This window comes from Acetobacter sacchari (assembly GCF_017377715.1).
Taxonomy (GTDB): domain Bacteria; phylum Pseudomonadota; class Alphaproteobacteria; order Acetobacterales; family Acetobacteraceae; genus Acetobacter; species Acetobacter sacchari.
Window position 1 is genome coordinate 119467 of sequence record NZ_JAFVMF010000003.1, and the last position, 14223, is coordinate 133689.

The 14223-nt window shown below is 57.9% G+C and carries 16 protein-coding genes; 7 read left to right on the plus strand and 9 right to left on the minus strand.

All coding sequences use genetic code 11. The annotated features are described in order from the left end of the window. Nucleotides 1-5 precede the first annotated feature (5 nt). From J2D73_RS03425 to J2D73_RS03445, 5 genes are all read left to right on the plus strand, one after another. The gene (locus tag J2D73_RS03425; RefSeq protein WP_243429606.1) at nt 6-803 is read left to right on the plus strand and encodes a pseudouridine synthase; all 798 of its coding nucleotides are present in this window, start codon (nt 6-8) and stop codon (nt 801-803) included. A 7-nt stretch (nt 804-810) separates the two neighbouring features. Beyond that, entirely contained in the window at nt 811-1374 is a 564-nt protein-coding gene (gene rsmD / locus J2D73_RS03430) for a 16S rRNA (guanine(966)-N(2))-methyltransferase RsmD (protein ID WP_207879395.1), read from the plus strand. Next, nucleotides 1367-1966, plus strand: coding sequence for an IMPACT family protein (locus J2D73_RS03435; protein WP_408736818.1), 600 nt, complete (start codon nt 1367-1369; stop codon nt 1964-1966). The genes rsmD and J2D73_RS03435 overlap by 8 nt, the downstream gene beginning before the upstream one ends. A 125-nt stretch (nt 1967-2091) precedes the next feature. After that, nucleotides 2092-2586, plus strand: a complete 495-nt coding sequence (locus J2D73_RS03440) for a hypothetical protein (RefSeq protein ID WP_207879397.1) — start codon at nt 2092-2094, stop codon at nt 2584-2586. Between the two features lie 70 nt (nt 2587-2656). Beyond that, entirely contained in the window at nt 2657-3670 is a 1014-nt protein-coding gene (locus J2D73_RS03445; RefSeq protein WP_207879400.1) for an SDR family oxidoreductase, read from the plus strand. A gap of 174 nt (nt 3671-3844) precedes the next feature. Here J2D73_RS03445 and J2D73_RS03450 read toward each other — a convergent pair whose 3' ends face one another. Beyond that, nucleotides 3845-4486 carry an HD domain-containing protein gene (locus J2D73_RS03450; protein WP_207879402.1) on the minus strand — a complete coding sequence of 214 codons (642 nt, stop codon included), beginning with the start codon at nt 4484-4486 and terminating at the stop codon, nt 3845-3847. A 108-nt stretch (nt 4487-4594) separates the two neighbouring features. Between J2D73_RS03450 and J2D73_RS03455 the strand changes: the two genes are divergently transcribed. After that, nucleotides 4595-5572 carry a GlxA family transcriptional regulator gene (locus J2D73_RS03455; RefSeq protein ID WP_207879404.1) on the plus strand — a complete coding sequence of 326 codons (978 nt, stop codon included), beginning with the start codon at nt 4595-4597 and terminating at the stop codon, nt 5570-5572. Between the two features lie 313 nt (nt 5573-5885). Beyond that, a complete protein-coding gene (locus J2D73_RS03460; protein WP_207879406.1) occupies nt 5886-7178 on the plus strand; it encodes a DEAD/DEAH box helicase in 1293 nt (430 codons plus the stop codon). A gap of 265 nt (nt 7179-7443) precedes the next feature. On the opposite strand, the gene J2D73_RS03465 is transcribed toward J2D73_RS03460, so the two are convergent. The 8 genes from J2D73_RS03465 to J2D73_RS03500 form a co-directional block, all read right to left on the minus strand. Beyond that, nucleotides 7444-8637: a serine hydrolase domain-containing protein gene (locus tag J2D73_RS03465; RefSeq protein ID WP_207879408.1), complete on the minus strand. Its 1194-nt coding sequence runs from the start codon at nt 8635-8637 to the stop codon at nt 7444-7446. Nucleotides 8638-8689: 52 nt separating this feature from the next. Beyond that, nucleotides 8690-9412, minus strand: coding sequence for a glutamine ABC transporter ATP-binding protein GlnQ (glnQ, locus tag J2D73_RS03470; RefSeq protein WP_207879410.1), 723 nt, complete (start codon nt 9410-9412; stop codon nt 8690-8692). 1 nt (nt 9413) lies between these two features. Continuing rightward, nucleotides 9414-10070: a glutamine ABC transporter permease GlnP gene (gene glnP / locus J2D73_RS03475; protein WP_207879412.1), complete on the minus strand. Its 657-nt coding sequence runs from the start codon at nt 10068-10070 to the stop codon at nt 9414-9416. 27 nt (nt 10071-10097) lie between these two features. After that, entirely contained in the window at nt 10098-10850 is a 753-nt protein-coding gene (locus tag J2D73_RS03480) for a transporter substrate-binding domain-containing protein (protein ID WP_207879414.1), read from the minus strand. 94 nt (nt 10851-10944) lie between these two features. Next, on the minus strand, nt 10945-11832 hold the full coding sequence (locus tag J2D73_RS03485; RefSeq protein WP_207879416.1) for a PhzF family phenazine biosynthesis protein: 888 nt from the start codon (nt 11830-11832) through the stop codon (nt 10945-10947). A gap of 88 nt (nt 11833-11920) precedes the next feature. Then, on the minus strand, nt 11921-12655 hold the full coding sequence (locus tag J2D73_RS03490) for a helix-turn-helix domain-containing protein (protein ID WP_207879417.1): 735 nt from the start codon (nt 12653-12655) through the stop codon (nt 11921-11923). A gap of 423 nt (nt 12656-13078) precedes the next feature. Next, the gene (locus tag J2D73_RS03495) at nt 13079-13354 is read right to left on the minus strand and encodes a hypothetical protein (RefSeq protein WP_207879419.1); all 276 of its coding nucleotides are present in this window, start codon (nt 13352-13354) and stop codon (nt 13079-13081) included. Nucleotides 13355-13678: 324 nt separating this feature from the next. Beyond that, nucleotides 13679-14167, minus strand: coding sequence for a peptidylprolyl isomerase (locus tag J2D73_RS03500; RefSeq protein ID WP_207879421.1), 489 nt, complete (start codon nt 14165-14167; stop codon nt 13679-13681). Nucleotides 14168-14223 lie beyond the last annotated feature (56 nt).

Below are 14223 nucleotides of genomic sequence, written 5' to 3' on the forward strand. Positions count from 1 at the left end.
CTGACATGGACGGGCAGGACGCGGGCGCGCGCGGCGAGCGGATCGCAAAATGGCTGGCGCGCAGCGGGGTCGCGAGCCGTCGCGACGTCGAGCGGATGATCGAGGAGGGGCGCGTCTCCCTCAACGGCGCCCCCGTCACCCATCCGGCGACGTTCGTGACGGCGAACGACGCTGTATTCGTGGACAAGAAACTGGTCGAGCAGCCGGACCACACGCGCCTGTGGCGCTACCACAAGCCGGACGGTCTGGTGACCACCCACCGCGACCCGGAGGGGCGTCCCACCGTGTTCGCCTCCCTGCCGGAGGGGATGCCGCGCGTGGTCAGCGTCGGGCGGCTCGACCTCAACAGCGAGGGCCTGCTGCTGCTGACCAATGACGGCGCGCTGGCGCGACGCCTCGAGTTGCCGTCGAACGGATGGTTGCGGCGATACCGCGTGCGCGTGTTCGGCGTTGTAGACCCGAAGCGCCTTGCCGAGCTTGCTGGCGGCAGCGTGTTCGACGGCGTGAAATACGGGCCTATCGAGGCGTCGCTCGACTCGAAAAAGGGCGACAACGCATGGCTGACCGTGGCGCTGCGGGAAGGAAAAAACCGCGAGGTCCGGCGCGTCATGGCCGGGCTCAACCTGCACGTCAGCCGCCTGCTCCGCACGTCCTACGGCCCGTTTCCCTTGGGTGAACTTCAGCCGGGCGAACTGGAGGAGGTTTCGGGCCGCGTTCTGAAAAGTCAGTTGCCGCGCGATAATGAACCGGCTCCCGCTGCGCGTGGAGCGTCGAAGGGGCGTGCGCCAGCGCGCAGGGGCTAGGCGCCTCGTGCGGATTATCGGCGGCGACCGGCGCGGGCGGCAGCTTCAGGCTCCACCGGGCGGCGTGACCCGGCCCACGGCGGATCGCGTCCGGCAGGCGCTTTTCGACATGGTGCTGCACGCCTCCTGGGGCGGGCGGGACGCGGTGGAGGGCGTCGCCGTTCTGGACGGGTTTGCAGGCACCGGCGCGCTGGGGCTGGAGGCTCTGTCGCGCGGGGCCGCGTCCTGCGCTTTTTTTGAGCGTGACCGGGCGGCGCTGACAGCGTTGCGTGCGAATATAACGGCCTGCCGCAAGGAAGACGTGTCGCGCGTGTTCGCTGGCGATATTCTGGCGCCGCCGAAAGCTGTTCACCGCTGTGGTTTGATCTTTCTCGATCCGCCTTACGATAGAGGGTTGCCAGTGCTCGCCCTAAACGCGCTCACTGCGCGCGGGTGGATCGCGCCGGACGCGCTGATCATCGTAGAAACCGCCAAAGACGAGGCGCCGCCCGTCGACAACGTGGAGATTCTGTTCGAGCGCGCCCACGGCCCGGCCCGGCTCTGGGGGTGGCGGGCTGGCGGCCATGGCTGAGATGCTGACGGAACGGGCGTTTTTCGAGAAGGAGATCAAGAAAAGCCGTTTCCTGGCCTACGCCGCGCCGGTCGACAGCGAAGAAGCGGCCCTCGCCTTCATCCACGAAATTTCTGACGTCGAGGCGCGGCACAATTGCTGGGCCTGGCGGATCGGACAGCAGTACCGTTTTCACGACGACGGAGAACCCGGCGGTACGGCCGGTCGTCCCATCCTGCAGGTGATCGAGGCGCAGGACATAGATCGCGTCGCCGTGGTCGTGACGCGCTGGTTCGGCGGGATCAAGCTCGGTGCGGGCGGATTGGTCCGCGCCTATGGCGGCACGGCGGCGGAATGCCTGCGTCTTGCGCCGCGCGCGTCGATCGTGGCGCGCGTGCGCGTGGGCTTTCATTGCCCGTTTTCCGATCTGGCGCTGGTCGGCGCGCGTCTGCCTGGGCTGGGCGCGCAGGTCGCGGCGGAGACGTTTGATGCGACCGGCGCTGCTTATGTCGTCGCTGTCCCTGTGGAGGGAGCGGAGGATCTGATTGTGCGTCTTGCGGACCTGACGGCGGGGCGTGTGGCCGCGCGTGTTTGCGAAGACGTTGAAGAATAAATTCCACGAATATATTAATTTGTATAATACATAGGCAGTTTTCCTCAAATCCTTTCGTTGCCGTTATTGCCTTGGGAGTTGCGTATAGGTAGCGTCGAATTTGTTGCAAAATATGACGGTGAATTATGAAGCGTTGGGGTCTCTTTCTGGCTGTGTGCGCCACAGGCTTCTCTTTGGCGGGGTGCGTGCAGAACTCCGTGACCTCCCTGAATGCGTCCGGAGCCGGTGTCTCCAATGGCTCCGCCGTAACGCGTCGGGTTGTCGACGTCCCACAGTGGAATCGTTATCGTCTGGTCGACAAGATCGTAATGAAAAATACCGACACGATGCTGAATTACTGGCAGGCCGTGGCGATCAATTGTTCCGCCGAAAAGTTTCAGGTTCTCAAGGTTGCAAAGGACCCGCAGCACGGGACCGCTACGTTCGTTGATTATTCGGTCAACCCGAGCTTTCCCGCGAGCAACCCGCGCTCGCGCTGCAACGCCGCGCCGGTCGCCGCGACAAGCCTTCATTACAAACCGGCGGCGGATTTTACGGGCGTCGACGCCGTGCCTGTTACCGTGGCGGGACCGCAGGGGACGATCATGAACGTTCTGTTTCGTATCCGCGTCATCGACTGAACGTCCCGGGCTTGCCGCCGCGTCCGTTTCGGACCACATCGGGGCGTTCTGAACGGATCGGGGGCGGATCATGGCGCATCGCATCGCAGTCGTAACCGGAGCAGGCGCGGGCATAGGTCGCGCGACTGCGCGTGCTTTGGGCCGGGCGGGTTTCGACGTCGCTTTGCTGGCACGCAATGAGGAGCGGCTGGCGGCGGCGGCCGAGGAACTGGAGCAGTCCGGCGTGCGGACCGTGCACGTGGCTGTCGATGTCGCCGACGAAGCGGCGCTGGACGCCGCCGCAGAGCAGGTCGAGGAAGAACTTGGCCCGATTTCGATCTGGGTCAATTGCGCCGGTGCCACCGTAGTGGGGCCAGTCGCGGAGCTGGATGGCGCCGATATCCGTCGCGCGACGGAGGTCACTTACCTTGGCTCCGTCTATGGCTCCACCGCCGCGCTGCGCCGTATGCGACGGCGTGGGCAGGGCGTGATCGTCAATCTGGCGCTTGGACCGCGCTTGCGCGGATTGCCGCTGCAGGCGGCGGAGAACGGTGCGCGCAGCGCCGTGGTTGGCTTCTGCGAGAGCCTGCGCGCCGAGATCGCCCATGACGGCGATCGTATCCGTGTGGTGCTTGTCCATCTGCCGTCCTTCAATACGCCGCGCTTTGGCTGGACGAAGAACCTGACCGGCAAGCGCCTGCGTCCGCCTGCGCCGATCTTCGAACCGGAAGTGGCCGGAGAGGCCATCTGCCGCGCGGCGTTCCACAATGGCGAGGATATGTGGGTCGGTCTGCGCGGTCAGATCACGCGTGCGATCGACGCGCTTGCTCCGCGCATCGTCGCGTCCCGTCGTGCTCGCCGGGGTTATGCGGCGCAACTGGAGAAAGCTGCCGCGTCCGAGGACGCTCCCGCCAACCTGGAGCACAGTGTCGCAGGTGCGCTGTCCGCTTATGGGCCTTTCGATATCGAATCCAAAAAAGCGACGGCGCTGACGCCCGCGTTTCTCGGCGCTCCATTGCCGTTGGGCGCGCGTTTGGGGCTGGCGACGCTGGGCGTCGTCGGCGTTCTGACGGGGGTGTGGGGGTGGCGTAAGTTTAAAATCTGATAAGCGAAACGCAGGCTATTCTGGTTAGAAGACATCGCTCGCCGCTTGCTTTCGCTGTCGAGTAGCCAAAGTGAGCGGCGTTTCCCCAGCCTTCTGATGCGCCGCGCGTCAGTGGCGGACGCGCGCAAGACGCGGGGATAGTGTTGGCCTCAAACCAGTCCGCTTCGGTGGTGGTTAGCTGCTCCACTGAGAACAGCGTATGACGGAACAGAAGTTGCCGCGATGAAAGTGCGGCTCCTTGTCTGCAATGATGTCCGCCTTGACGTTGCCGAATGTAGTGTCGGGCTTGTGTCGAATCCCGTCGTAAAACGCTTGAATGATATCCTCTTTAAAATTCGGGGAGCGTGAAAACGCCGCGACGACGGCCTCGCGTTCGGCTGCGGAATATTGCGCGTAGGTGAGGCCCAGCACGTCCATCTCCACGCCAGCGGTCACAAGCGCCACGACAGGATGCATGTGTCGCGGCACGCCCGGCGTGGTGTGGAGCGCGATCGCCGTCCACACCGTGTATGCGTCTTCTTCGGGAACGCCGTGGCTCCGCAGGAAATCACGGGCGGCATGGGCTCCATCGACCTCAAACCGTTCGTTTTGGCTGCTGTGGCCGGGCATCAGGCCGATGTCGTGAAACATCGCTCCTGCATAAAGTAATTCGCGGTCGAATTTGAGTCCGCGCTTGACGCCTGCCAGCGCACCGAATTGGTAAACACGGCTGGAATGGTTGAAGAGCAGCTCTGTTTCGGTGTCGCGAATATATTCGGTGATTGCGCGGGCTAACGCACTGTCGGGAATTGCGGCTTCTTGAGTGACGGACGGCATATTTTCCTCCTGCGGGCTGGCCTTGCGCAGACGGTAGGAGTGTCGTGAAATGGCTGCAATTGCTGTAATACGTCGATTTCGGACAATTTAGGATCAGGGCGGCCACGGATGAAAGTGCGGTCGAAGACAATTGTGGTGGTGGCGTTGCCGGGGGTCCAGCTTCTGGACGTATGCGGCCCGCTGGATGTGTTCGCGGAAGCTAATGCTCAGGTCGGGCGTGAGGAATACCGACTTGCCGTCACCGCGATCGAACCGGGTCCGGTCCGCAGTTCGTCCGGCGTGCGGTTAGTGGCGGACTGCATTATCGGCGACGACGAAGATGAGGCGATCGACACGCTTCTCGTCGCCGGACGCCCAAACGCGGCCGTTTCCCCGGTGGATGACGCTGTCGTCGCATGGTTACGCAGGCGTGCGCCGACGGCGCGGCGATTTGGGTCGGTGTGCAGCGGCGCCTTCTTTCTTGCCGCAGCAGGTCTGCTGGGCGGCAAACGGGTCACGACTCATTGGGCCGTAGCGGAGGAGCTGGCGCGACAGTTTCCAGACGTCATGGTGGATGCGGAGGCGATTCACATCGCGGACGGGGCCCTTCGGACAGCAGCCGGGGTAACCGCCGGACTGGATCTCGCGTTGTCGCTTGTCGAGGAGGATCTGGGCCACGAGGTAGCGAGGAAGGTGGCGAGCCAGCTCGTGATGTTCTTCAAGCGACCGGGCGGGCAGCTGCAGTTCAGCCGCAAGGGCGTCGCCGCGTTGCCCGGTCGCTCGGCGTTGCAAGAACTGCAGCGGTGGGTGGCGGCCAATCCGGGCTTGAACCACTCAGTCGCGAATCTCGCCAGACGTATGGATCTGAGCACGCGCCATTTCTCGAGGTTGTTTCGTAACGAGGTGGGAGTGACGCCCGCGTCGTGGGTCGAAGACGCTCGCGTGAATGCCGCCCGGCGACGTCTGGAACTGGGACAGGAGATGCCAAAGCAGGTCGCAGCATTCTGCGGCTTTGCCGACGCTGATACACTGCGCCGGGCGTTCGTCAGGCATGTGGGCGTGTCGCCAGCCGAATATAGAAAGAGGTTTTCGAAATTGGGCGCGTGAAAATGGGACTTTATCGAGTGATGCGGACTTGATCCGTGAAATTCGCACCGAATCACCCACGCTTCGCTGGCTAAATCATTGAGTGTGAGGAAAGGCGACGTTTTGAGCGCGTCACGCACTACTATGCGGCGAGGGGCGCCCGGTAAGGATCTCGCTGCGTGGTGAGGGGAGTTGCTGGCGACGGACCTTCGAGCCGCCGCCTCTCGTCTCCTGCGTTGACGCGCTGCGGCATCGCCCGTAAAAGCCCGCGTTCCGATATCAGCGAAGCCCGAACAGGCGCAACCTTTTTTGAGCGCCGGAGGCGCCGCTTGCCATGACCATGACATTTGCCGACCTCTCTCTGGCGGAACCCGTGCTGCGCGCGCTGGCGCAGGAAGGTTACGTCAAACCGACGCCGATCCAGGCCCAGTCGATCCCGATGCTGCTCGAAGGGCGCGATCTGCTTGGCATGGCGCAGACGGGCACTGGCAAGACCGCAGCCTTCGCGCTGCCTTTGCTTCATCGTCTGGCGCAGTCTCCACGCCCGGCGCCAGCAGGCGGCGCGCGCGTGCTCGTCCTCGCGCCCACGCGCGAGCTTGTCTCGCAGATTGCTGACGGCTTCGAGAGCTTTGGCCGCCATCTGGATATCAACGTAACGACGATTTTTGGCGGCGTTAGCCAGTTTCATCAGGTCAATGCGCTGAAAGATGGCGTGGACATCATTGTCGCCGCGCCGGGGCGTCTGCTCGATCTGATTGAGCAAGGACTGTGCGATCTGTCGCAGCTTGAAGCGCTGGTTCTGGACGAAGCTGACCAGATGCTCGACATGGGCTTCGCCAAGCCGATAGAGCGCATTGTCGCGACGTTGCCGAAAGATCGTCACACGCTGCTGTTTTCGGCGACGATGCCGAAGTCTATCGCTGCGTTGGCTGAGAGCCTGCTGCGCGACCCGGCGAAGGTCGAGATCGCTCCGCCGTCAACCACAGTGGACCGCATCGAGCAATCCGTCATGTTCCTCGACGCAGCCAACAAGAAAGACGCGCTGCTGACGCTGCTGCGCACGCCCGGGATGGGGCAGGCGGTCGTCTTCACCTTGCAGAAGAACATCGCCAACGAGGTCTGCGCCTTCATCGTGGAAGCAGGCATCACTGCCGAGGCCCTGCACGGCAACAAGTCGCAGGGCCAGCGGGAACGCGCGCTCGACGCCTTTCGTTCCGGAGACGCTCAGGTTCTGGTGGCGACAGACATCGCCGCGCGCGGTATCGACGTCGACACGGTAACGCATGTTTTCAACCACGATCTGCCGAGCCTGCCGGAAAGCTATGTGCACCGCATCGGGCGCACTGGCCGTGCAGGCCGCGCCGGTTTCGCCGTCACGCTGTGCGACGCTGAACAGCGCGCGTGGCTGCACGCCGTGGAACGGGAGATTGGGCGTGCTCTGATCGTTCACGAAGACCACGAGTGGCATTCCGAAGACGCGCGAAATTCGACCATGCGTCCGCCTGTGTTGGGCGGGGGGCTGGTGAAGCAGATCAAGCCGCAAAAGACGCGTGAGCGTAAAGTGTGGACCGAAGAAGAGAAGCAGGCGGCCCGGATAGCCGCCGGGAAGGTTGTGGAAAACGCGTAATTGAGTCGGTGGGCGGGGGGAGGACTTCCTCTCACCTGTTCGCGAACGACATACTGAGCCTTCCCGTTCCAACCAGAAAACGGGATCGCCGCTTCATAAAATAACTAAAATACCAACTCAACCGCCCCCGGTAGTGAAATCAGTCCGTTATCGGACATCGACGGAACGTAGCGTTCGCTGCAGCGAAGATAAAAAAAATCTCAGTGTACGAGGCCATGGTTTTGGCGTATGCGATTACGAGCAGCAGCTAACCAAACTGAACTTATCATGTAAAATTAAAATTCGATATTTCATTAAATAAATGAAGATTTGTCATTTTCATAAGAGCGTCAACGGGATTGGGCTGCGATGAAAATTTAACAATGACAACCTCCGATTGGGGGTCGACGTAGAGCCATTGCCCATGAATGCCCAGCGTAAAGAATGCTTGGTGAGCATTCCCGCTCTGATACCATTGATTGCGATAAGATCCGCCGGGAAGCCAGTCGGCAAAATTCCCTTCCCTCCAGGCTTGCATATCTCCCCCTGAAATCGTGTCGGCCACCCATTCTGGCGAAATAACCTGACGACCAAGGGCCTTGCCTCCACACCGCATGGCTTCTCCGATCCTCGCGAGGTCACGCGGGGTCATGGAAATTCCGCCGCCTGCGCGTGGCGTACCCTCTGTATCCACGGTTATTGAACCAGATTGGCGGAGACCGAGCGGACGCCAGAGACGTGTGGCGGCGAAATCCGCCAGGCGCTCTCCGGATGCCCGCTCCACTACCAGCCCAAGAACATCGGAATTCGGCGAACAGTAGTAAAAGGGGCCACCGTGCTCATTGCTTCCTTTCTGTAGCGATGCAAGAAATTCGATCACTGTCTCCTGAGGCGTTCCCTCCATCTGTGGATCGAGGAGGCCCGCCCTTCGATAGCGGGCGAAATCGCCAAGAGAGTCGCCGTATTCTTCTGTAAAAACTACGCTCGTGCGCATATCGAGCACGTGTTGAATAGAGGCGTTTCCAAAAGCGGAACGCCCCAACTCCGGCACGTATCTCGCTACCGGTGCGTCGAGTTCGATTAACCCGTCGCCGACCAGAAGGCCGACCAAAAGACCTGTGATGGATTTACTTGAAGAAAACATAATATGGCGGGTCTGAAGATCGAACTGCGACGCATGAAATTCGGCTATAAAGCGTCCCGATTTCATGACGACCAAGGCGTCCGTCCAGGTACGGCGCAACACATCAATCAGTGGTTCTGACTCGCCCGCAATTTTAACGCTCTTTTCGATTAACCGATGGGGGCCAACTACGAGCTCTTCCGGCTCCACTGAGTATGATCGAATCTCCGCGGTCGGTATAAATTCCGGGACATGGCGAAACGCCCAGACATTCCATGGAGAATTTCTCCAGTTATGCAAATGGACCTGATTTCTCGTGAAACCATAGGCATTTGCGAACTGATCGGGCTGCTTCATACGAATTGCTCGTTCTGAGGATATTTTTGTGTCACAATATATAGATTGTAGATCATTGCACATGTCGCAAGAAATTATGAAATCGCTCGCTAGGTGGAGACGATAATAAAGCGGCCGGTTCACCGTCATGAATAACGCGACCATCCTCCATGAAAATGAGGCGTGAGCCGACTTGCCGGGCGAAATGCATCTCATGAGTAACAACCATCATGGTCATTCCTTCCGTCGCAAGTGTTTGCATGACTTTCATGACTTCTTGCCGTAATTCGGGATCCAGGGCTGATGTCGGTTCGTCGAACAGCATTAATCTGGGTTGCACGGCAAGCGCACGGGCAATTGCAACGCGTTGTTGCTGACCTCCGGATAATTGAGATGGGTAATGATTCTTTCTTTCAAAAAGTCCGACCTTTCCTAGCAATGTTTCGGCGACTTCCTGCGCCTCGGATTTCGAGTATTTTTTGACGCGGATCGACCCAAACATAACATTTTGCAGTGCCGTAAGATTTGGAAAGAGATTGAATTGCTGAAAGACCATGCCCGCCTGACGTCTTATCTGGCGTACGTCAGCGGGCGATCCCAGTACACTAATCCCGTTTACCAGCAAATCTCCACCGTTAATTTTTTCTAGAGCATTGACGCAGCGGAGCATTGTCGACTTCCCGGAACCGGACGGACCGATGATGACGGCGACTTCCCCCGACTTGACCGAGAGTTCGGTTGGTTGCAGCACCACATGATCACCAAAGCTTTTCGTGGTTTGACGGAATTCAATCATTTCAGGGCAACCTCACCCGTCGTTCCAGCAAGCGTAATCCTAACGCAAATGCGCTGATGACCACAAAATAAATCGCCGCGACTTCCGACCAGATTTCTACAGAACGAAAATTTTCGGCCATTACCTCCTGACCGCGACGTGTAAGTTCTCCAACTCCTATCACTATAAAAATAGAAGTATCTTTCACAACATTGACGAGTTGATTCCCCATTGCCGGTAAAGAACGCCGAAACGCAAGCGGCGCTATAATATGAGCAAGAACGGCGGGAAAAGAGAGGCCCATCGCCAGGCCAGCTTCCTGTATCCCAATCGGAACACTATTAAGGGCTCCGCGTATAATCTCAGCGTTATAAGCACCGGAATTGATTATGATGGTAATGATGGCGGCGTCTATGGAACTGATACGAATGCCCGCTATCAACGGTAACGCAAAAAATATGAACATGACCTGGACTACGATAGGCGTTCCTCTGATGAGCGCGACATAAACATGCGCCAGCGCATTGGAGATTCGTCCTCCATACTCCAATGCGACACCCGCCACGACGCCGAACACGATCCCTCCAGCCAATCCGGAAAACGCGATCAGAAGCGTCACTTGTAGCCCCTGCATCAAATCTGGAAAGGCAGATATCAGAACCGACCAGTCAAAGTTCATTTTACATTTTCCGTACAAAACTCAAGCTTATTCTTCGGTCTGGCCGAACCATTTCTCGTTTAGCGCGGAGAGGCGACCGTCTTTTTTCATCAACGTCAGTTGCGTGTTCGTCTGTGCCACAAGGGGGCTTCCCTTTGGAAAGCCGATACAGACATCGCGCCCCTCGAGGTCGGGCTTGATTATCCGTACTTTACCTTTTCCTCCGGTGTGGGCGTAATACATCAATACCGGCGTGTCATATACGACTGCATCCGTGCGCCCGGCCTCAAGGGCCAGTAACGCCTCTGTAACAGAGGGCATTTCAGAAATCGTCGCATTTTTGATGTTTTCTCTGATGTAGGCGATTCCTATTGTGCCGGTCTCTGCACCAATTATTTTTCCGGCGAGATCCGATGCCGTATGGATCGTCGTATTGTCGATGCGCGTCACGGCGATCAAGCCGCTTTTGTAGTAGGGTTCGGAAAAATCAATTACTTTTTGGCGTGCTGGTTTTACGAACAGTTGCGAGACGACAACATCGAGGCTTCTCGTCTGCAAAGCTGGAATGAGAACGTCAAATTCCATCGGTTGAATTTTCCAATTCTTTCCGATGCCCCTGGCGATTTCGCTCCATACGTCGATATCGAACCCTGTATAGGATCCGCTTTTTCTGAAGCAAAACGGGGGACCTCCGGCATGTGCTCCGACGATCAGGGGAGCTTCATCTGCCTTTGCGCCATACGACGCCACGATAGCGGGGGCGGCCAGCAGACCGAGTTGCAAAATTGAACGTCGGTTCATTTTTTACTCGTCCTGAAAGTTAAACGTGAGCAATTTCCTGTAACTCGTATTCGTTCGGTATCAGGACTGTTTGAACACTGACCTAAGGAGAGTTTCAGCGTTCGGCAGATGCTTCCACGAGACCGCCCAGCCAGCAGCCGGAAATTTTTCCATCATCAAGAGTGAAGCGAATATCTATTTTGGAGGGCCGGTTCATCGCTCGGCCCTGGCGGATTGTGATGAGACGATCGGACGCTTCGACCAGCTGATTCTCCAGCAGCCCAAAGGCCAGAGCCGAAGCAGCAATTCCAGTTGCAGCATCTTCAGGATATCCGGAATTTTTCGGAAATTGTCTGGCGTCGTAAATTTGCCGAGCACGATCATGTGGAGCGTATGGGTATAGCCCCGTCGAATCTATTCTTTCGCACAGACTTTCAATACGCGTGAAATCGGGCTGCAGCGCGTCAAGAATGGCCGTGTTTTTCAGGGGGATTAAAGTCTTGACCCGACTGGTTGCTGCGTTCTGAATGGGGAACGGTGCCAGGTCATTTTTAGAGATCTGGAGAACATCCAGAATCTCCGCCTCGCTCTGGGTTGGGTGCGGCAATACACCAATTTTGCCAAGAGGCTGCGTAATCTCAAATTGCGCTTCCGCCCCAGAGCTCTCAGCGAGGCGTCCAAAAACAATGCCGCTCTTCGTCCAAATTTTGGCCTGCCGTCGAGCTAATTTTCCGTTTTTGTGCAACAGCCAGAGCGCGCCGACAGTCACATGGCCGCACATAGCCATTTCGTGATTGGGAACGAAATACCGAATTTCAAAGTCACATTTGGAGCCAGAAGGGGGCGGCAATATGAACCCGCTTTCAAGGCCGAATTCTTTCGTGATGCTCTGCATCTCCACGCCAGACAGGCCGGATGCGTCCATTGCTATGGGCGCGGGGTTGCCGCCGCCTTGGCCATCGGTAAATACGTTGACGATTTTCATAGAAATGCCCGACTTCATCGCCACGCCCTATCAGATGGTTCGTATGAGCGGACAATAAACGGATCTGGAGTTTCTTTGCGTGTCCCGTCGGGCCGTATCTTATGCCCTATCGGGCCTTCGACGTTCTGATTTCCGATGGAGAGCGACCAGTGGTCCGGCGCATGGTCCGGGCCAGGGCGCCGCCGCTTTCAAAACCTACGCGAAGCGCTATCTCGCCGATCGACAGATCCGTGCCGGTTAAAAGTGTTTTAGCTTGCTTTAATCTTGCTCCTTGCTGATACGCCCCTATTGAAACGCCACTTTTTTCTCGAAACAGGCGTGTGAGGTGGCGGCGGGAAATCCCGAAACGTTGCCCTATTTCATCCAGAGGAACGTTCCGATCCGCATGGTTTATAATATACGACTTGAGATCAGCGACCAAAGCCGCCCCGTGATCGTGGCGAGCCGCATCAGGCATCGCCAGGCCTGTCATGACATCGGATATGCACTGCACCAGAAGCGCCGAGGCGATATCCAGGCGAAGTGCTGATCCGCCGTATGTTCCCAGATCCTTGCGCATGGCGAGGTCTTGTAGAGCGCGCAGGGCGGCGCTGCGCTGGATGAGAATCGGTCTGTCCGCACGCCGGTAAAACTCCTGCAAAGAACCCATACGGGCGTCGACCTTGCCTAACGCATCTTCAGTAACATACAGCGCTATGTGGTGGTGAGACGCCAGCGCCGCCCGGGTCTGATGGCCGCGTGTGGCGGGGACCACCGCAAAGCATTCCTGAGACAACCAGGCGCCCTTGGAGCGACCTTCATGCTTCAGTTCAATGGCTCCCTGACTGGGAAGCATGAACATCAGGCAGTCGTGCCAGTGCCACGGCCTGGCGTAATTGCCCGAGCTACTCAATGCTGCGAGTGTTTGATCGGCGGCGATTAAATTTTGTCTGTTCTGAGGACAGCTGACCGCTTCAAATGACCGCAGCATGACGTTCCCCCTTGAGGTTCACTGCAGATTAGCGATAACCGTGATATGTTTTCAAGAAATGTGATGGAATGCTGCCGCCTCGGTGAGGCGCTGTGCTTTTGAGGCATGATGCAGGCCAGCGTGCAAATCCCATGCGTAGACATTTTTCAGACAATCGCGATGGTGTCGCAAGATGACGACGAATTGGGATATGCAGTTTTGGTATTCGTATGAATTTTTTTAATTTTATTTTATGTTAAAAAGTAATTTGTTGTATTTTTGTCAATAAATCCATCGTATGCGCGAGATTTACTCTCAGCTCCACTCTTTCTTAAGTCTCCGATAAAGTGGAACAGCGGCTGCGAGCGCAACCAGAGAAACCAGCAGCAGAAACAGCACGCCGGAAATATGTTCGGCATTTTCCGTGCCTTGCATGCCAACTGAAGTCTGGAATGCCTTAAACCACGGACTCATGCACATATTATAGATAATGCGCGTGACGAATGCGGTCCTGATCAGCGCGTTGGTTGCCAGAAGTGCGACGGTCAGAGCGGCGCAGATCGATAGAGCTGCCGGTACGATTTTTCTCATACTTCGATATCTCGTGGCGTGGTTCTGTTTCAACGAAAACATAGAGAGTTCGCGCGACACGCATACTTTAAAGGGGGGGTATGGCGCGCTTTAGTTAAGCCGAACGCTGGCTCCTGAGAGTCTGGTTCGATCGAATGTCGGCATTTTGTCGGTCATTTTCTGTAGAAGAGGAAAGAAACCAGAAATTCGACGCGTATCTAGATATTTTGTAAGGTGTTTTCCCAATAAATATTTACCGGCTGGTTGAGGTCGTGGTTTTACCTCTGCCTGTTCAACGTTGGCTTCCGACGTGAAAACATAGTGCCAGAAGCCAACGGCGAGAAATCAGGCCTCAGCCGAAGCGGGACGCATCTTCACGATACGGTCAGGATCGGTCACAACGCCGCCGCCGCCCGAGCCGCGCTTGATCTTGTCGACCAGTTCCATGCCCTCGGTCACCTGACCGACGATCGTGTACTGCCCGTCAAGGTGCGGAGAGGGCTCGAACATGATGAAGAACTGGCTGTTGGCGCTGTTCGGGTCCTGTGTACGGGCCATGCCGACCGTGCCGCGTTCGAACTTCGCAGCGCGCGTGAACTCGGCCTTCAGATCAGGCAGCTTGCTGCCGCCGCTGCCGGTGCCTGTCGGGTCGCCGCCCTGCGCCATGAAGCCGGAGATAACGCGATGGAACGCAACGTTGTCATAGAACCCTTCCGCAGACAGTGTGCGCAGGCGCTCGGCCGCCAGCGGCGCGATGTCGGCGCGAAGCTGGATGACCACACGGCCGGAAGCCAGGTCCAGGTTGAGCAGGTCGCTCTTGTCGATCTCGGACATGCGTAAATCCTTTGGTCAGGCCGGCTGTGAAGCTGGCTGGTGAGCCGACCCCTTTA

Coding starts and splice junctions, on each gene's coding strand:
- J2D73_RS03425 (WP_243429606.1), top strand. CDS start 6: ATGGACGGGCAGGACGCGGGCGCGCGCGGCGAGCGGATCGCAAAATGG.
- J2D73_RS03435 (WP_408736818.1), top strand. CDS start 1,367: ATGGCTGAGATGCTGACGGAACGGGCGTTTTTCGAGAAGGAGATCAAG.
- J2D73_RS03440 (WP_207879397.1), top strand. CDS start 2,092: ATGAAGCGTTGGGGTCTCTTTCTGGCTGTGTGCGCCACAGGCTTCTCT.
- J2D73_RS03445 (WP_207879400.1), top strand. CDS start 2,657: ATGGCGCATCGCATCGCAGTCGTAACCGGAGCAGGCGCGGGCATAGGT.
- J2D73_RS03450 (WP_207879402.1), bottom strand. CDS start 4,486: ATGCCGTCCGTCACTCAAGAAGCCGCAATTCCCGACAGTGCGTTAGCC.
- J2D73_RS03455 (WP_207879404.1), top strand. CDS start 4,595: ATGAAAGTGCGGTCGAAGACAATTGTGGTGGTGGCGTTGCCGGGGGTC.
- J2D73_RS03460 (WP_207879406.1), top strand. CDS start 5,886: ATGACCATGACATTTGCCGACCTCTCTCTGGCGGAACCCGTGCTGCGC.
- J2D73_RS03465 (WP_207879408.1), bottom strand. CDS start 8,637: ATGAAGCAGCCCGATCAGTTCGCAAATGCCTATGGTTTCACGAGAAAT.
- glnQ (WP_207879410.1), bottom strand. CDS start 9,412: ATGATTGAATTCCGTCAAACCACGAAAAGCTTTGGTGATCATGTGGTG.
- glnP (WP_207879412.1), bottom strand. CDS start 10,070: ATGAACTTTGACTGGTCGGTTCTGATATCTGCCTTTCCAGATTTGATG.
- J2D73_RS03480 (WP_207879414.1), bottom strand. CDS start 10,850: ATGAACCGACGTTCAATTTTGCAACTCGGTCTGCTGGCCGCCCCCGCT.
- J2D73_RS03485 (WP_207879416.1), bottom strand. CDS start 11,832: ATGAAGTCGGGCATTTCTATGAAAATCGTCAACGTATTTACCGATGGC.
- J2D73_RS03490 (WP_207879417.1), bottom strand. CDS start 12,655: ATGTTCATGCTTCCCAGTCAGGGAGCCATTGAACTGAAGCATGAAGGT.
- J2D73_RS03495 (WP_207879419.1), bottom strand. CDS start 13,354: ATGAGAAAAATCGTACCGGCAGCTCTATCGATCTGCGCCGCTCTGACC.
- J2D73_RS03500 (WP_207879421.1), bottom strand. CDS start 14,167: ATGTCCGAGATCGACAAGAGCGACCTGCTCAACCTGGACCTGGCTTCC.